Origin of the sequence: Streptomyces sp. NPDC058469 (assembly GCF_042721125.1) — a bacterium.
Taxonomy (GTDB): domain Bacteria; phylum Actinomycetota; class Actinomycetes; order Streptomycetales; family Streptomycetaceae; genus Streptomyces.
Map to the genome: position 1 here is coordinate 13,643 of NZ_JBHXME010000047.1, position 20,577 is coordinate 34,219.

Annotated in this window: 22 protein-coding genes and 1 riboswitch; of the genes, 10 read left to right on the forward strand and 12 right to left on the reverse strand. The window is 70.5% G+C overall.

What is annotated here, in order from left to right; genetic code table 11:
* Positions 1-41 precede the first annotated feature (41 nt).
* Positions 42-2,612 (reverse strand): ABC transporter permease, encoded by a 2,571-nt coding sequence (locus ACFWP5_RS21165; RefSeq protein ID WP_384158509.1) that lies wholly within the window; start codon positions 2,610-2,612, stop codon positions 42-44.
* 4 nt (positions 2,613-2,616) lie between these two features.
* Complete coding sequence (locus tag ACFWP5_RS21170) at positions 2,617-3,498, reverse strand: ABC transporter ATP-binding protein (protein WP_384158512.1); 882 nt, start codon at positions 3,496-3,498, stop codon at positions 2,617-2,619.
* Between the two features lie 233 nt (positions 3,499-3,731).
* Between ACFWP5_RS21170 and ACFWP5_RS21175 the strand changes: the two genes are divergently transcribed.
* Entirely contained in the window at positions 3,732-3,971 is a 240-nt protein-coding gene (locus ACFWP5_RS21175; RefSeq protein ID WP_384158515.1) for a toxin-antitoxin system HicB family antitoxin, read from the forward strand.
* Between the two features lie 4 nt (positions 3,972-3,975).
* Positions 3,976-4,350, forward strand: a complete 375-nt coding sequence (locus ACFWP5_RS21180; protein ID WP_384158518.1) for a fic family toxin-antitoxin system, toxin component — start codon at positions 3,976-3,978, stop codon at positions 4,348-4,350.
* Here ACFWP5_RS21180 and ACFWP5_RS21185 read toward each other — a convergent pair whose 3' ends face one another.
* Together ACFWP5_RS21185 and ACFWP5_RS21190 are read right to left on the reverse strand one after the other, a co-directional pair.
* The gene (locus tag ACFWP5_RS21185; protein WP_384158521.1) at positions 4,351-5,052 is read right to left on the reverse strand and encodes a class I SAM-dependent methyltransferase; all 702 of its coding nucleotides are present in this window, start codon (positions 5,050-5,052) and stop codon (positions 4,351-4,353) included.
* A 112-nt stretch (positions 5,053-5,164) separates the two neighbouring features.
* A complete protein-coding gene (locus ACFWP5_RS21190) occupies positions 5,165-5,851 on the reverse strand; it encodes an esterase/lipase family protein (protein WP_384158524.1) in 687 nt (228 codons plus the stop codon).
* 115 nt (positions 5,852-5,966) lie between these two features.
* Here ACFWP5_RS21190 and ACFWP5_RS21195 point away from each other — a divergent pair, with 115 nt between their 5' ends.
* Positions 5,967-8,489, forward strand: coding sequence for a LuxR C-terminal-related transcriptional regulator (locus ACFWP5_RS21195; RefSeq protein WP_384158527.1), 2,523 nt, complete (start codon positions 5,967-5,969; stop codon positions 8,487-8,489).
* Here ACFWP5_RS21195 and bioD read toward each other — a convergent pair.
* From bioD to bioB, 3 genes are read right to left on the reverse strand one after another with little or no spacing between them, the layout of a single operon-like run.
* Positions 8,486-9,235 carry a dethiobiotin synthase gene (gene bioD, locus ACFWP5_RS21200; RefSeq protein ID WP_384158530.1) on the reverse strand — a complete coding sequence of 250 codons (750 nt, stop codon included), beginning with the start codon at positions 9,233-9,235 and terminating at the stop codon, positions 8,486-8,488. The two genes, ACFWP5_RS21195 and bioD, sit on opposite strands and share 4 nt — an antisense overlap.
* 1 nt (position 9,236) lies before the next feature.
* Entirely contained in the window at positions 9,237-10,529 is a 1,293-nt protein-coding gene (locus tag ACFWP5_RS21205) for an adenosylmethionine--8-amino-7-oxononanoate transaminase (protein WP_384158533.1), read from the reverse strand.
* Positions 10,522-11,742: a biotin synthase BioB gene (bioB, locus tag ACFWP5_RS21210; protein ID WP_384158536.1), complete on the reverse strand. Its 1,221-nt coding sequence runs from the start codon at positions 11,740-11,742 to the stop codon at positions 10,522-10,524. Before bioB ends, ACFWP5_RS21205 begins: the two co-directional genes overlap by 8 nt.
* A 147-nt stretch (positions 11,743-11,889) precedes the next feature.
* Here bioB and ACFWP5_RS21215 point away from each other — a divergent pair, with 147 nt between their 5' ends.
* Positions 11,890-13,017, forward strand: a complete 1,128-nt coding sequence (locus tag ACFWP5_RS21215; protein WP_384158539.1) for an 8-amino-7-oxononanoate synthase — start codon at positions 11,890-11,892, stop codon at positions 13,015-13,017.
* A 40-nt stretch (positions 13,018-13,057) separates the two neighbouring features.
* On the opposite strand, the gene ACFWP5_RS21220 is transcribed toward ACFWP5_RS21215, so the two are convergent.
* Both ACFWP5_RS21220 and ACFWP5_RS21225 read right to left on the reverse strand, forming a co-directional pair.
* Positions 13,058-13,282 carry a DUF397 domain-containing protein gene (locus ACFWP5_RS21220; RefSeq protein WP_384158542.1) on the reverse strand — a complete coding sequence of 75 codons (225 nt, stop codon included), beginning with the start codon at positions 13,280-13,282 and terminating at the stop codon, positions 13,058-13,060.
* 9 nt (positions 13,283-13,291) lie between these two features.
* Positions 13,292-14,161 carry a helix-turn-helix domain-containing protein gene (locus ACFWP5_RS21225; protein WP_384158545.1) on the reverse strand — a complete coding sequence of 290 codons (870 nt, stop codon included), beginning with the start codon at positions 14,159-14,161 and terminating at the stop codon, positions 13,292-13,294.
* 212 nt (positions 14,162-14,373) lie between these two features.
* On the opposite strand from ACFWP5_RS21225, the gene ACFWP5_RS21230 reads away from it, so the two are divergent.
* Positions 14,374-14,832, forward strand: coding sequence for an ATP-binding protein (locus ACFWP5_RS21230; RefSeq protein ID WP_384158548.1), 459 nt, complete (start codon positions 14,374-14,376; stop codon positions 14,830-14,832).
* A gap of 85 nt (positions 14,833-14,917) precedes the next feature.
* Here the strand turns inward: ACFWP5_RS21230 and ACFWP5_RS21235 are convergent, their stop codons facing one another.
* The 3 genes from ACFWP5_RS21235 to ACFWP5_RS21245 form a co-directional block, all read right to left on the reverse strand.
* Positions 14,918-15,391, reverse strand: coding sequence for a C40 family peptidase (locus ACFWP5_RS21235; protein WP_384158551.1), 474 nt, complete (start codon positions 15,389-15,391; stop codon positions 14,918-14,920).
* 3 nt (positions 15,392-15,394) lie between these two features.
* Positions 15,395-15,574, reverse strand: a riboswitch (cyclic di-AMP (ydaO/yuaA leader).
* 339 nt (positions 15,575-15,913) lie between these two features.
* Positions 15,914-16,222, reverse strand: a complete 309-nt coding sequence (locus tag ACFWP5_RS21240; protein WP_384158554.1) for a hypothetical protein — start codon at positions 16,220-16,222, stop codon at positions 15,914-15,916.
* 7 nt (positions 16,223-16,229) lie between these two features.
* The gene (locus ACFWP5_RS21245; protein ID WP_384158557.1) at positions 16,230-16,865 is read right to left on the reverse strand and encodes an ATP-dependent Clp protease proteolytic subunit; all 636 of its coding nucleotides are present in this window, start codon (positions 16,863-16,865) and stop codon (positions 16,230-16,232) included.
* Positions 16,866-16,931: 66 nt separating this feature from the next.
* On the opposite strand from ACFWP5_RS21245, the gene ACFWP5_RS21250 reads away from it, so the two are divergent.
* From ACFWP5_RS21250 to ACFWP5_RS21270, 5 genes are all read left to right on the forward strand, one after another.
* Complete coding sequence (locus tag ACFWP5_RS21250) at positions 16,932-17,210, forward strand: type II toxin-antitoxin system Phd/YefM family antitoxin (protein ID WP_384158560.1); 279 nt, start codon at positions 16,932-16,934, stop codon at positions 17,208-17,210.
* A 191-nt stretch (positions 17,211-17,401) separates the two neighbouring features.
* A complete protein-coding gene (locus tag ACFWP5_RS21255; RefSeq protein WP_384158563.1) occupies positions 17,402-17,704 on the forward strand; it encodes an urease subunit gamma in 303 nt (100 codons plus the stop codon).
* Positions 17,705-17,713: 9 nt separating this feature from the next.
* Positions 17,714-18,025: an urease subunit beta gene (locus tag ACFWP5_RS21260; protein ID WP_384158566.1), complete on the forward strand. Its 312-nt coding sequence runs from the start codon at positions 17,714-17,716 to the stop codon at positions 18,023-18,025.
* Positions 18,018-19,739, forward strand: a complete 1,722-nt coding sequence (locus ACFWP5_RS21265) for an urease subunit alpha (RefSeq protein WP_384158568.1) — start codon at positions 18,018-18,020, stop codon at positions 19,737-19,739. Before ACFWP5_RS21260 ends, ACFWP5_RS21265 begins: the two co-directional genes overlap by 8 nt.
* Before the next feature lie 44 nt (positions 19,740-19,783).
* Positions 19,784-20,458 carry an urease accessory protein UreF gene (locus tag ACFWP5_RS21270; RefSeq protein WP_384158571.1) on the forward strand — a complete coding sequence of 225 codons (675 nt, stop codon included), beginning with the start codon at positions 19,784-19,786 and terminating at the stop codon, positions 20,456-20,458.
* Positions 20,459-20,577 lie beyond the last annotated feature (119 nt).

Genomic DNA, 20,577 nt, shown 5'->3' on the forward strand with positions numbered 1-20,577 from the left:
CTCCTCGGCAGGGGGCGACTTGAGTGGCCGCCGCGATTCCATCACTCGTGCGCGATCGCCGCCAGCACGTTCATACGGGACGCACGCAACGCCGGCAGCAGCGCCGCCACGATGCCGACGACCGCCGAGCCGATCACCACCGCGACGATCGTGGTCCACGGAATCGCGAGCGCCTTCATGCCCTGGAGGGCCAGGACTTGTTGGGCGCAGACGCCCCACACCAGGCCCAGCCCGAGTCCCAGTACCGCGCCGAACACCGCGATCACCACCGACTCCAGCCGGATCATCCGCCGCAGTTGGCGCCGGCCGAGTCCGATCGCGCGCAGCAGGCCGATCTCGCGGGTGCGCTCCACGACCGACAGGGCAAGGGTGTTGACCACGCCGAGCACCGCGATGACGATGGCCAGCCCCAGCAGCGCGTAAACCAGATACAGGAGCACGGCGATCTGGTCGTGGACCAGCTTCTTGTAGTCGGCCTGGTCGCGGACCTGGACCTGCGGATAGGGCTTCAGCGTCGTCTCCAGCGCCTTGCGGAGCTGGTCGGCGCCGGTGCCGGAGGTGGCGTTCACGTACAGCGAGGAGTCCTGGCCGTTCGGGACGTACTTCTCGGCCGTGGCGATCCCGAAGAACAGCCCGCCCTGCGTCCCGAACCCGCCGGAGGAGCCCTGGTCGCTCAGGGCGCCCACCGTCAGCCGTGTGGTGCGTCCGCCCGGGAACTCGACGGGGAGCACGCTGCCGATCCGTACGCCGTGCTTCTTCGCGAAGTCGGCCTCCATGGCGAGGTGTCCGGCCGCGAGCGCCGAACTCGTGTCGCCCGCCGCGTACTTGATGTGGGCCACGTCGTCGAGCGGGGTGTCGTATCCGGCCGCCGTAGTCTCCACCCGCTTGCCGTCCGGCAGCCGGACCGCGAGGGGCGCGAAGCGGGCCCGTACGACGAGACCGACGCCGTCGGTGGCGCGCACATGGTCCGTGACCTCCTTGGAGAACGGCAGGAAGTTGCCGTTCTGGATCACGAAGTCGGCGCCCAGGGTCTTGTCGATCTGCTGGTCGAAGGACTTGGACATGGACGCGCTCGCCACCGACATCCCGCCGACCAGGGCGAGCCCCACCATCAGGGCCGCCGCGGTGGCGCCCGTACGGCGCGGGTTGCGCAGGGCGTTGCGCTGGCTCATCCGGCCGACAGAGCCGAACAGGGCGGGGAAGGCGCCGCCCAGTACCCGGATCATCGGGCGGACCAGGAGCGGGCCCGCGATCACGGTCGCGATCAGGGTGAGGACGATACCGAGGCCCAGGAGGGAGGAGGACGAGGCCGTGCTCGTCGCGGCGGCGCAGCCCGCCAGCGCGGCCACACCGATCGCCCCGACGATCGAACCCACGACTGCACGCACCTTCAACGGCCGTCCCACGCCCGCGACTTCGGCGTCCGCGAGGGCCGCCATCGGCGAGACACCGGCCGCGCGCCGGGCCGGGAGATACGCGGCGACGAAGGTGACGCCGACCCCAACCACGTACGCCGCCACGGGAGTCGGCCAACCGACCACCATCTCCGTGGTCTTGAGGTTCATGCCGAACGCGGTCATCAGCTTGATCAGCCCGGCCGCGAGCCCGATCCCCGCCGCCAGCCCGAGAGTTGAACCGACCAGCCCGAGCAGCAGCGCCTCGGTGAGCACCGACCGCCGCACCTGCTTGCGGTCGGCGCCCAGGGCACGCAACAGGCCCAGTTCGCGGGTGCGTTGGGCGATCAGCATCGAGAACGTGTTGACGATCAGGAACACACCGACCAGGACCGCGATGCCGGCAAATCCCAACATCACGTACTTGATCACGTCGAGGAAGCCGCCCAGATCGGCGGCGGCCGACTTCGCCTGCTCGTCGGCGGTCTTGATGTCGTACGCACCGGAAGAGCCGATCGCGGCGGTCACCCGCTGCTTCAGTACGGCGTCGTCGACACCCTTCGCCGCGTCCACCGAGATGCTCGTGGCCCGGTCGGGCGCTCCCAGCAGCTGGGACTTCGCGGTGGCGGGGTCGAGGAAGACCAGTGCGGCGCCGGGGTTGGTGGTGGTGAAGGTGGCGATGCCGACGATCTTGACGTGGAAGGTGCCCGGCTGCGCCTGGACCGCCAGCGTGTCACCGATCCCCACGTGCTTGTTGTCGGCGGTGTCCGCGTCCAGGAGGGCCTCGCCGGCGCCCTGCGGGGCGTGGCCCGAGGTCAGTTTCACCGGGCTGCGGTCGGTGAGGTACCAGTCGGTGGCGATGGTGGGCGCGCCGGTGGTCGGGCCGACCGACTTGTTCCCGCTGTCGACGACCACGATGTTCTCGACGGACACGTCGGCGTGGGTCGAGGCGACCCCGGCGACCTTCGCCACCTGCCCGGCGAGCGAGGCGGGTACGGTCTCGGTCGCGCCGGTGGGCACCGAGGACTTGAGGTCCTGCTTCGGCTCGACGGTCACATCGGCGGACGTAGAGGCGAAGAGCCGGTCGAAGGTGCGGGTCACCGTGTCCGAGAAGATCAGACTGCCGGACACGAAGGCCACCGACAGCACGACGGCGAGCGCCGAGAGCAGCAGCCGTCCCTTGTGCGCGAGGAAGCTCCGGAGGGTCGCCTTCAGCACGGGTTCAGTCCTTGTCGAGGGTTACGTCGGGTGCGCCGGCCGTGCCCTCCGAGGGGGCGGGCCCATGACCAGGGCCAGGGCCAGGGCCAGGACCGGGAGCGTCGAACTGTCCCCTCGCCAGGTCGAACCGCTTCATCCGCTCCAGCACCGCCTCCGCCGTAGGCCGCTCCATCTCGTCCACGATCCGCCCGTCCCCGAGGAAGAGCACCAGGTCGGAGTGGGCGGCGGCGCCCGGGTCGTGGGTGACCATGACCACGGTCTGCCCGAGATCGTCGACCGCGTCGCGCAGGAAGCCGAGCACCTCCAGACCGGACCGCGAGTCGAGATTGCCGGTCGGCTCGTCCGCGAAGATCAGCTCGGGGCGGGAGGCGAGCGCCCGCGCGCAGGCCACGCGCTGCTGCTGCCCCCCGGACAGCTGGGACGGCCGGTGCTTGAGCCGGTCCCGCAGCCCGAGCGTGTCGATGACCTGGTCCAGCCACTTCTGGTCCGGTTTCTGGCCGGCGATGTCCATGGGCAGCGTGATGTTCTCGGCCGCATTGAGGGTCGGGATGAGGTTGAACGACTGGAACATGAACCCGATCCGGTCCCGGCGCAGCCGGGTCAGCTCGCGGTCCTTCAGCCCCGTGATCTCGGTGTCGCCGAGCCACACCTGTCCGGCCGAAACGGTGTCGAGCCCCGCCAGGCAGTGCATCAGCGTGGACTTCCCGGAGCCCGAAGGACCCATGACCGCGGTGAAACGACCCCGCGCGATGTCCACGTCCACCGAGTCCAGGGCGAGCACGGTCGTCTCGCCCGAGCCGTAGGCCTTGGTCAGACCGCGGGCGCGGGCCGCGATCCCGCCGGCCGATGCCTGACCCGGGACATGCTGCGCAGCAGATGTGGACAAGACGGCCCCCTGGGAATCCTTCACTCGTCGTCTTCGCTCGTCGTCGTTCCGACGTCTTCGTCGCGGGCCGAGCCTAGTGTGACGCGCCACACACCCGATATCCCCCGTGCGACCGAGGCGGTCTCCACCCCAGGTCGGGCCCCCGATACCGGTGTAAGGGGCACTCTCCACCCGCCCTCCATGCGCAGACCGAGCCCTTGCCGATGCTAGCGATCCGGCGCTAGCGTCTAGGTATGGCGAAGACCCAGCTGAACGTACGCGTGGACGAGGGCACCGCCCGCGCGGCGCGTGAGCGTGCCCTGGCCCGTGGGATGAGCGTCAATCGCTACATAGAAGAGCTGGTCAGACAGGACACCGGGGAGGTCGGCCACACCTTCGTCGAGGCCGCGGCCGACTTCATGAAGCAGTACGAGTCCGTCTTCGCCGACGAGTTCGGCGCCGACGGGGAGCACACCCGCGAAGGTCGCCGCTGATCCGTTGAGCAATCTCAGGATCGACCTCGCCTGGCTGTTGATGCTCGCCGAACAGAAGACACCCGGTGATCCGCAGGTCACCGACTGGGGCGCGCTCGTCGCCGCCGTCGCGCGCCACCAGGCCGACATATTCGACGTCCCGGTCTACGACAGTCCGCACGCGCGCGCCGCCGCCCTGCTCCAACTCCTCATCCATGTCCCCGCGTTGGAGCGCTCCAACGCCCTCTTCGCCTCCGCCGTCGCATACGCCTACCTCGTCGCCAGCGGCCTGAAGGTCGTTACCTCGCCCGAACAGGTCCGTGAACTGGCCCGGTTGGTGAAGAGCGGCGAGGCGTCGGTCGACGAGATCGCGCAGGAGTTGCGCCAGTGGAGCCTGTGATCACTTCTCCGAGGTGAGGTCTTCGGGCACCGGGCGCCATGCGGTGCCCAGGACGCAGTACGAGGACGGCAGCGTCGGCCCCTTCTCGGGGATCAACACCCGCCGGTACGGCCCGAGTTCGAACCCCGCGTCGCGCAGCGCGGCGACCGGGTCGCGGCCCAGATGGCAGCCGCCGTTCAGCGGCGGCCACAGGGTGCGGTCCAGGGCACGCTGGGTGAACGTCATCGCCGGTCCGCCGCCCCGGCCGTGCTCGAAGAACCGGACGACTCCACCGGGCCGCAGCACCCGCCGTACCTCTGCGAGCGCCCGCGGCACATCGCGCACGCTGCACAGCACCAGCGAGAGGACGACCGCGTCGAAGGCCTCGCTCTTGACGGGCAGCTTCTCCGCCGCGCCCGGGACCACGTCGACGGGCACGTCGGAGTGGTGCGCGGACTCCACGGCGAGCTGCCGCAGAGTCCGCTCGGGTTCGATCGCGACGACCTCCGAGACGGCGCTCGGATAGTGCGCGAAGTTCAGGCCGTTTCCGGCCCCGATCTCGATCACCCGCCCGGAGAGCCCGGCGAGCAGCCGGTCCCGCATCCCGGCCAGGCCGAACCGGGACTCGGCGCTCACGCTGAAACGGGCGTAGTAGCGGGCGAACAGCGGGTGGTGGACGGCGTCCCGCGGCACTGCGCCGGAGCCTGCGGACCGTAGCGGCATGACGACCTCCCGGACCGGACCGAAACCGGTCCCTACCGGGATTGTCCCCCCTGCCGCCCTTGACCACCCCCGCTGCCGCCGGGAAGGGGCAGGGCCGGGACCAGGAGCAGGATCAGGAGATGAAGTCCCGGACCTGCTCGTAGACGCCGTGGTCGTTGTTCATGTCGGTGTGCGAGATGCACCCGACGTCGACGTTGGTCGCGCCGCTCAGCTCGGCGGAGGTGTCCGGGTCGATCGCCGCGTCGCAGTCCGACCAGTAGGCGGCGTACGACACGCTGCCGGGCGTCTCGTCACCGGAGTTGAGCGCCGTGAGGAACGAACTGCCCGTCTGCATCTCCTTGCAGGACGTGTACAGCCAGCCGCACAGCGAGGCCACGGAGGTGCCGTGGTTGACGCCGGCGACGGACACGAAGTGGTCGACGTATGACGTGCCGCTCAGGTTCTTCAGGAAGTAGCGGGAGCTGAGTGTCCCCATGGAGTGACCGACGATGTCGACCTTCGACGCCCCGGTCTGCGCGAGCACGCTCTTGACCTCGGTGGCCAGCTGAGAGGCCGTGGTGACGTTCGACTGCGTCCAGTCGTACGACCACGCGAACAGCTCGGACGAGGAGTAGCCGTCGGCCTCGAAGTCCGCGACCCAGTCGTCCCAGCCGCTCGCCGAACCGCTCAGGCCGTGCACGAAGACGATGGGATCGTGGCTCGCCGCCTGAGCGGGCGTCGAGGCCAGGGAGAGTGACAGAAGGAGCGAGGTGGTCACGGCCGACAGAGCCGTGGCGATGCGACGCTTGTGGCGCTGCATGATGCCTCCTGATACGGGTGGGGTTGTCAGGAGTGTCAGCGCGGTTCTACGCGCGCCGCATCGGCGAAATCGCCGGTCTTTACGGGTGAATTAACTCGCCAGTAACGTCAGTTGTGTGCTGACTCCGGTGAACCCCACTTCTCTAGACCGCACTTCGCCACCGTCGCGCACCGACGCCGGGCGAACTCTCGACCCCGCGCTCCCCGAAGGGGTCCGCATCCGCGTGCTGCGCGTGGTCTACGGCGATCCGCGCGCCGCCGCCGAACTCCTCCCGCGCCTGACCTCACGCCAGGCCGCGGGCCTCGACCCTCTCCCGACCGAACCCGCGTCCCTGGCACCGGAGTTGCTGACCCGGTATCGCCGGGAGATCCGTGCCCTGCCCGACGACACGCGCCTGCTCCTGCTGCTCGCGGCGGCGGACCAGTACCCGGTCGCCACGCATGCCTTCCTGCGCGCCGTCGCGGCGGGGCGGCTCGACACCCGTCCCCTCGAAGCCGCCGAGACGGCCGGGGTCGCGCACGCGACGGCCGGCGGGGTCGTCTTCCGCGACGCGTGGACGAGGATCGCCGCGTACGAGACCGGGTCCGCGGCGGACCGGCGCGACGTCCACCGGTTGCTGGCACGGGTGTTGCACGCCGAGGGCGAGACTCCGCGACGTTCCTGGCACCGGGGCGCGGGAGCGCTAGGTCCCAGCGTGCGGCTCACCGCGGAACTCCGCACGGCCGCGCAACAGGCACGCGACGCCGGTGAACACCCCCTCGCCTGCGCCCTCGTGGAACGCGCCGCCGCCCTCTCCCGCGACCCCCGTGAACAGTCCCGCCTCCTCAACCGGGCTGCCGGTGATGCCTGGCAGTCCGGCGAGGGCGATCGAGCGCGAAGACTCGCGGCCGCGACGGACAGCGACGCGTTGAGCGGGGTGTTCGCGTTGCGGGCGGGTAATGCGGCTGAGGCGTTCGACGCGTTGTTGGTGGCGGTGGTGCGGACGGGGACCGGTGAGGTGGGTGGGGCGGATGGAGCGAGTTGTGGGGGAGGGACGCAGGTGGCAGGTGGGGCAGCCGTGGCAGCCGTGACAGAAGGGGAGGCGGCTTGGGGTGTGGCGGGGCGTACGGGCGTGGCGTTTGCGGGGGTGGCGCGCACGGATTCAGCGTCTCCGGAGGCGGTACGCGCGGAGCCGGCGTCTACTTGCGCGGCGAAGCTCGTCGACTCCCCGGCCGGAGCGCCTTCAACGGCCGCAGCATCCCCAACGAGCGCCGTACCCCCAACCCTTGCCGCACTCCGAACCAACGCCACACCTCGCTCCATCCCCACATCCCGAACTCCCGCCCCCGACCACGCCGTTCACCTCCTCGCCCGGGCCACAGAAGCCGCCATCTACACCGGGGACCTGAGACGGTGTCGGGAGGCGGCGGCTGTTGCCTCCCGGGTCGGGATCGTGCCGCATGGGACGCTCGGGGGACTGGCCGCTGCCTTCGAGGGGCGGTACGAGGACGCGCGGGATCTGCTCAAGGCCGCTGCCGGGCGGTGTGGGCCCGGAGGGGACCCCACCCTTCTCATCCATGCCGGGATCGCCGCGTTGATGCTCGGTGATCACACCCGTGCCACCACCGCCACCGTGCGGGCGGCGGCCTCGGCGCGGGCGGGGGGTGCGACCGTGGTCGTGGCGCAGGCGATGGAGTTCCGGGCGTACGCCGAGTTCTGGACCGGGCATCCGCGGGCCGCCGAGACGGCTACGGCGGACGCCCTGTGGCAGGCCCACGCCACCGGGCAGGACAACGGTGCCTGTCATCTGCAGGCCGCGCTCGCGATGTTCGCGGCGCTCACCGGCGACGGGGACGTGTGCCGGGAACGTGCCGCCGCGGCTCGTTCGTATGCTCTCGGCCGTGGGTTGGGGCTGCCCGCCGCTCTCGCCCAGTGGGCGCTCGCCTATCTCGACCTGAGCAGTGGCCGGTTCGCCGCCGCCGCGGCCCGGCTGCGTGCGCTCGCCGGGTTCGGGCCGGGGCACGGGCACCGGGCGATACGGCATCTGGCCACCCCGCACTATGTCGAGGCCGCCGTCCGTAGCGGCGACACCCGTATCGCCCGTGCCGCACACGCCGACTACGACCGCTGGGCACGTGCCGTCCGCAGCCCCGACGACCTTGCCCTGAGCGCGCGTTGCCGGGCCTTGCTCGCCCCCGGTGACGAAGCCGTCGAGCACTACCGCGTCGCCCTCGACCTCCACGCGCGCGGCACCCGTGACTTCGAACGGGCCCGTACCGAGCTGCTGTTCGGCGGTGCGCTGCGTCGACTGCGCCGACGTACCGAGGCCCGCGACCGGCTGCACACCTCGCTGGAGGCCTTCGAGTCCTTCGGCGCCCCGCACTGCGCCGCCCAGGCCCGCGCCGAACTCCGCGCCCTCGGCACACCGGTGGGCGCGACCGCCCTCCCCACACCGGGAGCCCCCACAACCCGCCTGACCGCCCAGCAACTGATGGTCGCCCGCATGGCCGCCGACGGCGCCACCAACCGCGAGATCGCCGTCCGCCTCGCCCTCAGCCCCCGCACGATCGACCACCATCTGCGCGGCGTCTTCAGCCGGTTGGGCATCCGGTCCCGCATCGAACTCGTACGGCTGCTGGCCGAGGGGGAGGCTTCCTAGACGACCCCGGTCGTGTCGGAGTTCCAGGACGGCGGTGCCTCCCGCCCTCCGAACCCCTCCGCGTCCCACGTCCCGTCAAGCCGCGGCGCCACCCAACTCGGCGCCGCAGCACGGAAGTCCGCCGGTGCCAGCGCACCCGCCCCCTCCGGCAACGCCCCGAGCAGTGGTGCCCCCGCCACCTCCGGCAGGTCGGCCACATTGCAACGCGACGCCAGATCAGGCGCGGTGGGCCAGCTGCCGATCACCACGCCCAGCAAGTCGAGCTCCTGGGAACGGAGTTCACGGGCCGTCAGTTCCGTCGTGTTCAGGGTGCCCAGGCCCGCCGATGCCACGACCAGGACCGGAGCCCCCAGCAACCGCGCCGCGTCAGCAAGCGTGCCGCCCTCCGCGTCGAACCGGACGAGCAGCCCACCCGCACCCTCCACCAGCACCAGATCGTGCTCGGTGGCCAACTTCTGGGCGGCTTCGGCGATTTCGTGCGGGCGAACCGGTGCCAGACCGGCCCGGCGTGCGGCCGTGCCCGGTGCCAACGGCTCTGGATACCGGGCGAGTTCGGTGGCCGTCACGGCACCCGCGAGCCTCGCGACCTCGTCGGCGTCCCCGCGCTCGTCCGGCCGTAGACCTGTCTGGGCGGCCTTCAGGACGGCCACCGTGCGGCCGGACGCGAGCGCTGCCGCTGCGACGGCGGCCGTGGTGATCGTCTTGCCGACCTCCGTGCCCGTGCCTGTGATCACCAGTACCGGCATGTCATCCCTCCCGCGCCGCCGCGCACACCGCGCGGGCGATCCGAGCCAGGTCGGCGTCGCCCGTGACGTACGGCGGCATCGTGTAGACGAGGTCGCGGAACGGCCGTAGCCACACGCCCTCGCGTACGGCCGCGTCCGTGGCGGCCTTCATGTCCACGGCGTGGTCGAGTTGGACCACGCCGATGGCGCCGAGGACGCGGACGTCCCGGACGCCGGGGAGCTGTGCCGCCGGGGCCAGGCCCTCCCGCAGTCCCGCCTCGATGCGCTTGACCTCCGTCAACCAGTCCTGGTTCAGCAGGAGTTCGATCGAGGCGCAGGCCACGGCCGCCGCCAGCGGGTTGCCCATGAAGGTCGGGCCGTGGGCCAGGACCGGTACCTCGCCCCGCGAGATGCCTTCGGCCACGGCCGACGTGCACAGTGTCGCCGCCATCGTCATGTAGCCGCCGGTCAGCGCCTTGCCCACGCACATCACGTCCGGCGTCACCGCCGCGTGCTCCGCCGCGAAGAGCGCGCCCGTGCGGCCGAAACCCGTCGCGATCTCGTCGAACACCAGCAGCACGTCGTGCGCGTCGCACGCCTCGCGCAGCACCCGCAGATACGCGGGGGAGTGGAACCGCATCCCGCCCGCACCCTGCACCACCGGTTCCACGATCACCGCGGCCAGTTCGTGCGCGTGCCGCTCGATCAACTCGTGCAGATGGTCGGCGTACGACTCCTCGTACTCCGTCGGCGGCGCGTCTGCGAACACCTGCCGGGGGAGTACCCCCGACCACAGTTCGTGCATCCCGCCCTCGGGGTCGCACACCGACATCGGCTGCCAGGTGTCACCGTGGTAGCCGCCGCGCCAGGTCAGCAGGCGCTGTTTCGCCGGGCGGCCCAGCGAGCGCCAGTACTGCAGGCACATCTTCACCGCGACCTCGACCGACACCGAGCCCGAGTCGGCGAGGAAGACGTGTTCCAGGCCGTCGGGAGACATGTCGACAAGGAGCTTCGCCAGGCGTACGGCGGGCTCGTGGGTGAGCCCGCCGAACATGACGTGGCTCATCCGGCCGAGCTGCTCGTGCGCGGCCTCGTTGAGCACGGGGTGGTTGTAGCCGTGGATCGCCGACCACCAGGACGACATCCCGTCGACCAACTCGCCCCCGCTGTCCGCCAGTCGGAGCCGTACCCCGCTGGCCGACTCCACGACGAGCGGTTCCTGCCGGCCCGGCATCGGACCGTAGGGATGCCAGACGTGCCGCCGGTCCAGCTCCAGCAGCTCCGGGACGGGCAGGCGGCCGATCGGGTCAGGCATTGGGCGCGAGATCCGTTCCGGCACCTCGACGGCGTACGGAGACCAGATCCCGACGCACCTCGTCGACCTGCGGCACGGGCGCGGACGTAGACGTGGGAGCGGAACTGGAGCCGCAGACTCCGGCGCCCTCGTGCCCACCGCACCCAGCGCCCTCGTGCGATCCGCACCCGGCACCTTCGTGCGATCCGCACCCGCCCGCCGCCACAGCCGCCCGGTGCTCCGGCAGCGTCACCTCGCCCGCGCCCTCCACCTCGAAGCCCGCGTCCGCGATCATCTCCAGGTCGGCGTGGCCGGACTGGCCCTCGCTGGTGAGGTAGTCGCCGAGGAAGATCGAGTTGGCGAGGTTCAGGGCGAGGGGCTGCATCGTGCGCAGGTGGACCTCACGGCCGCCCGCGATGCGTACCTCGACGTCCGGGCAGACGAAGCGGACCATCGCGAGGATGCGCAGACAGCGCTGCGGGGTGAGGTGCCACTCCGCAGCGAGCGGGGTGCCCTCCATCGGGATCAGGAAGTTCACCGGCACCGAGTCGGGGTCGAGGTCGCGGAGCGAGAAGACGACGTCGACCAGGTCCTCGTCGCTCTCACCCATGCCGGCGATCAGGCCGGAGCAGGCGGACAGGCCGGCCGCGTGCGCCTTCTGCACGGTGTCGACCCGGTCGGCGTACGTGTGGGTGGTCGTGATGTCCCCGTACGTCGACTCGGACGTGTTGAGGTTGTGGTTGTAGGCGTCAGCGCCGGCCTCGCGCAGCCGGTCCGCCTGGCCGTCGGAGAGGAGGCCGAGGCAGGCGCACACCTCGACGCCCTCGTTCTGGTCCTTGATCGCCTTGATGGTGCCCGCGACCCGGTCCACGTCCCGGTCCGTCGGACCCCGGCCCGAGGCCACCAGGCAGACGCGCTTGGCGCCACCCGCCACTCCGGCCGCCGCGGCCTTCGAGGCAGCGTCGGGTTTCAGCCACGTGTATTTCAGGATCTCGGCCTTGGAGCCGAGCCGCTGCGAGCAGTACGAGCAGTCCTCGGGGCACAGGCCGGACTTGAGGTTGACGAGATAGTTGAGCTTCACCCGTCGGCCGAACCAGTGCCGGCGCACCTTTCCGGCCGCGGCCACGACATCCAGCAGGTCGTCGTCGGTGGTGGCGAGGACGGCGAGTGCTTCCGCGCGGGTCGGCAGCTCGCGCCGAAGCCCCTTGTCCACGAGCGTGTTCAGCAGGTCCATGAGGTCCGATCCTGTCCTACGGGACCGCCCGCGGCCAAGGAGAGATTGAACAAGAGACAGGGTTCGACGTGTGGGTATTGCCACACCCTGGGCGGCTGGTCGTCCGATTAGTGTCTGTGCACTGCCTACAAAAGCCCGGGAGGAACCATGGCGTTCGGCTGGATCGACGAGCAGGCGGAGCAGCGCCGTCGCGCCGGGCTCGTACGGACCCTGCGTCCCCGTCCCGCCGACTCGCCGCTCCTCGATCTCGCGAGCAACGACTACCTGGGTCTGGCCCATCACCCCGAGGTCGTCGAAGGGGCCGCGGCGGCGGCGCGGACCTGGGGCGGGGGGTCGACCGGGTCGCGGCTCGTCACCGGTACGACCGAACTGCATGCCCAACTGGAGCGCGAGCTGGCCGAGTTCTGCGGGTTCGAGGCGGCCCTCGTCTTCTCCTCCGGCTACGCGGCCAACCTTGCCGCGGTCACCACGCTCGCGCCGCACGGCTCGCTGATCGTCTCCGACGCGGGCAACCACGCCTCCCTGATCGACGGCTGCCGGCTGGCGCGGGGCGCGACGCAGGTCGTAGGACACGCGGATCCGGAAGGGGTGAGCAAGGCGCTGCGGACGCACGACGGGCAGGCCGTCGTCGTGTCCGACTCGGTGTTCTCCGTGGACGGGGACGCGGCGCCCGTGGGCGCGCTCGCCGAGGCGTGCCGGGAGTTCGGGGCGGGGCTGCTGCTCGACGACGCGCACGGGCTCGGGGTGCTGGGCGACGGGGGGCGTGGGGCGCCGTTCGCGGCGGGGCTCGCGGGGGGTGAGGACGTGGTCGTGACGGTGACGTTGTCCAAGTCTCTGGGCAGTCAGGGCGGTGCCGTGCTCGGGCCGGCGCGGGTGATCGACCATCTGGTCAACGCGGCGCGGACGTTCATTTTCGACACGGGACTGGCGCCTGCTGCCACGGGTGCGGCGCTCGCGGCGCTCACCCTGCTGCGGCGCGAGCCCGAGCGGGCCGCACGGGCGCGCGCCGTGGCGGGTGACCTGCACGCACGGCTGACCGCCGCGGGTCTGGAAGCGGTACGTCCGGACGCCGCCGTGGTCTCGGTGCGTGCGCCGTCCCCGGAGGCGGCCGTGCAATGGGCGGCCGACTGCCGTACGGCAGGGCTGGCCGTGGGCTGCTTCCGTCCTCCTTCCGTGCCCGACGGCATCTCACGGCTCAGGCTGACCGCCCGAGCGGACCTCTCCGGGGCCGAGATCGAACGCGCTGTACGTGTGATCGGCGAGACGCGACCATGAGTCGGCGTGACACGGTCGTGAGTCGCGATGGGCGGACCGATCAGTGGAACGCGGTGAGGAAGCCCGTCCAGCTCGCGGGGGAGAAGAGCAGGGCGGGTCCTTGCGGGTCCTTCGAGTCGCGTACGGCGAGCAGCCCCGCGCGGGGGCCTGTGTGCGGACGTGCCGCCTCGACGCAGTTGTTCGCTCCCGTGCTGTAGCTGCTGCGCAGCCACCGCACACCGGACAGATCAGTACTGGAAGGTACGTTCCGAGGCAGTGCAGACATGGTGCCTCCTTACGCGCCGTCACCTATCCCGGCGATGTAATCCAACGAATCCTCGGGCGAAAGGGCGTGGAACTGAAGGGTGCTGAAGGCCTCGCTGTAGGCCTCTAGGTCTTCTTTCCGTTCGAGGTAGAGGCTACTCGTCAAGTGGTCGAGAACAACCACGTCCAGATCAGAAGTGCTCGGAAAGGAGAAGATAACGAAAGGGCCGGTGATGCCGATGTGCGCTCCTGCGGCGAACGGCAGTACCTGAAGCCTCACTTGGGGCAGGTGGGCCGCCTCCACGAGCCGGTCCAGCTGACGTGCCATCACACCGGGCCCGCCGATCTCCCGCCGCAACACCGCCTCGTCGAGGACCACGCTCAGGGCCAGCGGCGGATCCGCGCGCAGCACGTCCTGCCGGGCCAGCCGCACCTGTACCAGCGCGTCGAGCCGCTCGGGGCCGTCGTTGTCGAGGCCTCCCACGGCGGCCCGGGTCACCGCCCGGGCGTACTCGGGCGTCTGCAGCAGTCCGGGGACGACCGAGGTCTCCAGGTTGCGGATCGTGCTGGCCTGTGACTCCAGGCTGATGAAGTCCCGGTAGGCGGGCGGCAGTACACCGCGATAGGCGTGCCACCAGTGGTGCCGGCCGCCACCGTCGTCGGAGCCCGCCAGCACGAGCAGCATGTCCCGAAGTTGTGGGTCGCCGACCTGGTAGGCGTCCAGGAGTAACCGGACGTCGGGCGGTTTCACGCCGCTCGCGCCGGTCTCGATGCGGCTCACCTTCGACTGATGCCAGCCGACCAGCCGGGCCGCCTCACCGCTGGTGAGCCCCGCTTCAGCGCGCAACGCGCGCAGTTCCGCGCCCAGTTTCCGGCGGCGCACCGCGGGACCGTACTGCATGGGTTTCTCCTTACTCCTTCCGAGCCGCCCAAATACGGTCTGAGGTGGCAGAGTTCACCGCTTCGAGCGACAGATATATGCATATCTTGGTGGATCGCCACCGTTACCGACGCGGTAATGGCAGTCTGGCGAAGAAGCACCAGTCCGGGACCGTACTCGAACCATCCGCTCCGTGTCGGACACCGGTCCCGCGGGAAAGGGACGACCGCGCCATGGCAGACCATCTGGAAGCATCCGTCACTCTGCCGAGCGATCCCGCCTCGGTCTCCACCGCCCGCACCTACGTCGTCGGGACCCTGGTGGAATGGGGACTTCCGGCGGACACGGAGGTCGCCGACACCATCCGCCTCATCGTCTCCGAACTCGCCACCAACGCCGTACAGCACACCTTCGGGCAGTCACCCACGTTCACGGTGGACATCCAGCTGGAGCGTGACGAACGGCTGCGCATCGGGGTCACCGACAGCCATCCCCGCTTCCCGAAACGCCTGCCGGCCGCTGTCCAGCAGGACAACGGCCGGGGCATGGTGATCATCCGCTGGCTGACCGCGGAGTGCGGCGGCAAACTCAAGGTCCGGCCCACCCTGGAGGGCGGCAAGACGGTCTCCATCGAGGTGCCCTGGACCGTACCGGCCCGGCCGGTGACCGCCGGGGGCCAGCAGGAGCCGTAGAACGATGTTCCGAACGTCCCTGGACACCCGAGGGGGTTGCGGCCTGTCAGGTGGCCGCCACCCCCTCGGGAGATTCGGACAGGCCCTAACTGACCCGGCCGTACCAGACGCTCTTGGTCCAGATCTTCTGCAGCCGCACCACGTCCCCGGTCTTCGGGGCGTGCCAGATCTTTCCCTTCCCGGCGTAGATGCCGACGTGGTAGACGCTGGAGCCCGAGTGGAAGAACACGAGGTCCCCGGCCTTGCGGCCCTTGGCCGAGACGTGGTGGGTCTTGTTGTACTGCTGGGCCGCCGTACGGGGCAGTTTCTTGCCCGCCTTCTTGTACGAGTACAGCGTGAGCCCGGAGCAGTCGAAGCGGCCCGGTCCGGTGGCCCCGTACCTGTACGGGGCGCCCTTCTTGGACGCCGCGACCTGGAGTGCCTTCGTCGCGGGTGTCGCGGCCGCGGCGTCGGATGCGACGCCCGGTATCACGACGGAGCCGCCCACGGCGGCGATGGCGAAGGCCGAGGCCGTACCGGCCCTGACCATCAGCGACGGGACACGATTGAGCGCAGTCATGCGCAACCCTTCGTCAGCCGCCTGTGAAGGATGACCTGTCGGATTCGGGCTGGCGAAGTTGCCCGGCCGCTGACGCGGCTTCACCCCAAGGGCTGCTCGACCCGGTCATGGCGTGACCGTCCCGGCGACCCGTCGTGCCTGGGTCCTCCACTCCTGCCGATGCAATCCTGTCGACCTGTCATCCGGGCGGCGGCAGGACTCGGCGTCCGCCCGGATCGCCCCGCCGCTGCGGCGGGGTCTTGTCGTCAGACAGGGATCTTCACCTATGAATGTCCGAAAAGCCCAACGCAACCGGGGATTTGTGGGGTTACTCACCACTCACCCGTTCGGGTGGACACCCCCGTGTTCGAACGGGTGTCGAGGGGCGCGCGGCCCTCGGACCAGCACCGGAACACCTCATGCGGCCCTCGGGCTACGCGTGTTGCGCAAGCCGGACGGGTCCACGGACGGAGGAGCGACTACGCCGATCGGGGGTACGCCGTTCGGCCCGTTTCGCCGCCGCCCGGGACGGCTCCGACTCCCTCAACTGTCGGAGGGCGAGGGGAGGGTGACGCGGGCCGTGCGGCGCTCCCCGTCCAGCACGCGCAGCGCCCGCGCCAGCGTGGGGGCGTGCAGCTCGGTCTCGCCCCGCTGGTGCATCAGCGCCAGCGCGTCCCGCAGCTCGGTGGCCTTGGCCACGAGCGCCTGAGCGGCCCTCAGCCCACGGTAGGTGTCCCCGTGATGCGCCGGGTTGATACGGCCCAGCAGGTCGGCCACGTCCAGATAACGGTCGATCAACTCGCCCTCGGCGCGCGTCAGTGTGGGCAGCGGCGGCAGCTCCGGCGGCAGCATCGCCGGCTCACTCCCCGCCCGGCTCGGTGAGCGAGGTCTTGCGGGTGGACACGACGCGGTCCACCAGCCCGTATTCCAGGGCCTGTTGGGCATCCATGATCCGGTCCCGCTCGATGTCCGCGCTCACCTGCTCGACCGTCCGGCCCGTGTGCAGGGCGAGCAGCGCCTCCAGTTGGGACCGGGTGCGCGCCAACTCCTCGGCCTGGATGGTGAGATCACTCGTCTGACCCTGGATCGGCTCCGGCAGTGAGGGCTGGTGGATCACCACTCGCGCACCCGGCAGCGCGGACCGCTTGCCCGGCGTGCCCGCGGCCAGCAGCACCGCCGCGGACGAGCCGGCCTGACCCAGGCAGATCGTCTCCACGTCACAGGTGACGAACCGCAGGGTGTCGTAGATCGCCGACATCGCGGTGAACGAGCCGCCGGGCGAGTTGATGTACAGCGAGATGTCCCGGTCCGGTGCCTGGTACTCCAGGTGCATGAACTGGGCCATCACGTCGTTCGCCGAGATGTCGTCGATCGGCGTCCCGAGGAAGACGATCCGCTCCTCCAGGAGCTTCGAGTACGGGTCGAGGGTCCGGTGGCCTCCGCTGGTGCGCTCGGTGAACTGGGGCAGGACGTGGCGGGCGGACGGTCGGGTCATGGCGTGGCCTCTCTCTGGCGGGCTCTGTACAAAATGTACAGGACGTATGGAACGTATGATGGGCTCATGGCCTACGAGATTCCGGTGACGCAAGCCAGGGCTGAACTCGCCGACCTGATCAACCGGGTGGTGTACGGCGCCGAGCGCGTCGTCGTGACACGGCACGGGAAGCCGCTCGTCGCCCTTGTCTCCGCCGCCGACCTGGAACGACTGGACGAGCTGGACCGCTCCGGCGAGGAGCGGGTGATCAGTGCCGTCTCCGCCGTGCGCGAGGTCGCGTCCGCTCCTCGCGAACACCAGCGGTTCGGCATCGCGGCCGAACACCGGGGGTCGAATCCCTCGTAGCGAGGGGCCGCCGGGCAGGTCCTGCGAGAGGCCGCTCTACGGGCGTAGATGTGATTGCCCTGATCACAGCTCGGTTAACTTGCTTGAAACGCCGTCCAACTAGCCTGCCGATCCACGCCACCAGGGACTTTGCCCGGAGGCTGCGGCAGCCGGACCCCGCACGGTCCGGAGCGAGGACTGTGAGGTGGGACGTGCAACTGACCCCGCACGAGCAAGAGAGGCTGCTGATCCACGTGGCGGCCGACGTGGCCGAGAAGCGCCGGGCCCGTGGTCTGAAGCTGAACTACCCCGAGGCGGTCGCCCTCATCACGTCGCACATCCTCGAAGGCGCCCGTGACGGCCGGACCGTCGCCGAGCTGATGTCCTCCGGGCGCAAGCTGCTCACCAGGGACGACGTCATGGAGGGCATCCCCGAGATGATCCACGACGTACAGGTCGAGGCGACCTTCCCGGACGGCACCAAGCTCGTCACCGTCCACGACCCGATCGTGTAGGAGGCCTCGATGATTCCCGGCGAGATCCTGTTCGCGGACGACCCGATCGTCTACAACGCGGGCCGCGAGGTCACGCGGATGACCGTCCTCAACGCGGCCGACCGGCCCGTCCAGGTCGGTTCCCACTACCACTTCGCCGAGGCCAATCCCGGGCTGGAGTTCGACCGCGTGGCCGCGCGCGGGCAGCGGCTCAACGTCGCCGCCGGTACGGCCGTGCGCTTCGAGCCGGGCATTCCCGTCGACGTCGAACTCGTACCCCTCGCCGGCGCCCGTGTCGTGCCCGGACTGCGCGGGGAGACCGGAGGTGCCCTCGATGCCTGAGATCTCGCGTGCCGCGTACGCGGACCTGTTCGGGCCGACCACCGGTGACCGCATCCGGCTCGCCGACACCGATCTGCTGATCGAGATCGAGGAGGACCGCAGCGGCGGTCCCGGACTCGCCGGTGACGAGGCCGTGTTCGGCGGCGGCAAGGTCATCCGCGAGTCGATGGGCCAGGCGCGGGCCTCCCGTGCGGAGGGCACCCCCGACACCGTCATCACTGGTGCCGTGATCGTCGACCACTGGGGGATCGTCAAGGCCGACGTCGGCATCCGCGACGGCCGGATCACCGGCATCGGCAAGGCCGGCAACCCCGACACCATGGACGGCGTCCACCCCGACCTGGTGATCGGCCCCGAGACCGAGATCATCGCCGGCAACGGACGCATCCTCACCTCCGGCGCCGTCGACGCGCACGTCCACTTCATCTGCCCGCAGATCGCCGACGAGGCGCTCTCCGCCGGTGTCACCACGCTGGTCGGCGGCGGGACGGGTCCGGCCGAGGGGTCCAAGGCGACCACGGTCACCCCCGGCCCCTGGCATCTGGCCCGGATGATGGCGGCGATGGAGCAGTACCCGCTCAACATCGGCTTCCTCGGCAAGGGCAACACCGTCTCGCACGACGCGATGATGTCCCAGATCCGCGGCGGCGCCCTCGGCCTCAAGCTGCACGAGGACTGGGGCTCGACCCCGGCTGTCATCGACGCCTCGCTGACCGTCGCCGACCGCACGGGTGTCCAAGTCGCCATCCACACCGACACGTTGAACGAGGCCGGGTTCGTCGGTGACACCCTCGCCGCGATCGCCGGACGCGGCATCCACGCCTACCACACCGAGGGTGCGGGCGGCGGGCACGCGCCGGACATCATGACCGTGGTCTCCGAGCCGCACGTGCTGCCCAGCTCCACCAACCCGACCCGGCCGTACACCGTCAACACCGCCGAGGAACACCTCGACATGCTGATGGTGTGCCACCACCTCAACCCGGCGGTGCCCGAGGACCTGGCCTTCGCCGAGTCCCGCATCCGACCGTCGACCATTGGCGCGGAGGACATCCTCCACGACCTCAGCGCCATCTCGATCATCTCCTCCGACGCCCAGGCGATGGGCCGGGTCGGCGAGGTCATCATGCGGACCTGGCAGACGGCCCATGTCATGAAGCGGCGGCGGGGAGCGCTGCCCGGTGACGGCCGTGCCGACAACCATCGCGTACGGCGCTACATCGCCAAGTACACGATCAACCCCGCCCTCGCCCAGGGCCTCGCCCGCGAGATCGGCTCCGTCGAGAACGGCAAGCTCGCCGACCTCGTGCTGTGGGAACCGGCGTTCTTCGGCGTCAAGCCGCACCTCGTCATCAAGGGCGGCCAGATCGCGTACGCGCAGATGGGCGACGCCAACGCGTCCATCCCGACCCCGCAACCCATCCTGCCGCGGCCGATGTTCGGGGCGATCGGACGGGCTCCGGCCCTCAACTCGTTCAACTTCGTCGCCCAGTTGGCGATCGAGGACGGGTTGCCCGAGCGGCTCGATCTCGGCAAGAAGTTCGTCGCCATCGAGTCCACGCGTGGGGTCACGAAGGCCGACATGCGGGAGAACGATGCCCGGCCTCGCGTCCAGGTCGATCCCGACAGCTTCGCCGTGCACATCGACGGGGAACTCGTCGAGGCGACTCCGGCGGCCGAACTGCCCATGGCCCAGCGGTACTTCCTCTTCTGAGGAGGGGGTTCTGATGAGGTGGGAGTTCTGATGAGGTGGGTCTCATGAGCAGGGGGGCGCTTCTCGTTCTCGCCGACGGGCGGTTTCCCGCTGGGGGGCATGCGCACTCCGGTGGGGCGGAGGCGGCCGTCAAGGCCGGGCGGGTCACGGGGGCGGCCGGCCTCGGGGACTTCTGCCGGGGGCGGTTGCATACGGCTGGGCTGGTGGCCGCGGCGGTGGCTGCCGCGGCTGTACTCGGTGCCGATCCCGGGGAGTTGGACCTCGCTGTGGATGCGCGGACGCCGTCGCCCGCGTTGCGGGGGGCCTCGCGGAAGCTGGGGCGGCAGTTGATGCGGGCCGCTCGGGCGACCTGGCCGTCCGCTGAACTCGACGCCCTTGCACGGGAGTTCCCCAAGGGGGCGCATCAGCCGGTGGTGTTGGGGCTGGTGGCTCGGTCGGCTGGGCTGGGACCTGAGGATGCGGCGTACTGCGCGGCCTACGAGAGTGTGAGTGGGGCGGCGTCTGCGACGGTGCGGTTGCTGAGTCTTGATCCGTTCGATGCTACGGCTGTGCTGGCTCGGTTGGCGCCGGAGTTGGACCTTGTCGTCGATCGGGCGGTGGAGGCGGGGCGGCGTGTGCCTGACGAGGGGGTCGATGTGTTGCCTTGTGCTTCCGCGCCGTTGTTGGAGATCGGGGCGGAGGCGCATGCGGCTTGGGCTGTGCGGTTGTTCGCGTCGTAGGCGTTTTCTCGCCCCCGCCGCCCCTACCCGTCCCATCCCCCGGGGGGAGCCCCCCAACACACCCCCGCGGGGGGGCGGCGCCCGCGCCCCCCCCCGCCACCGAACCCGACACCGAACCC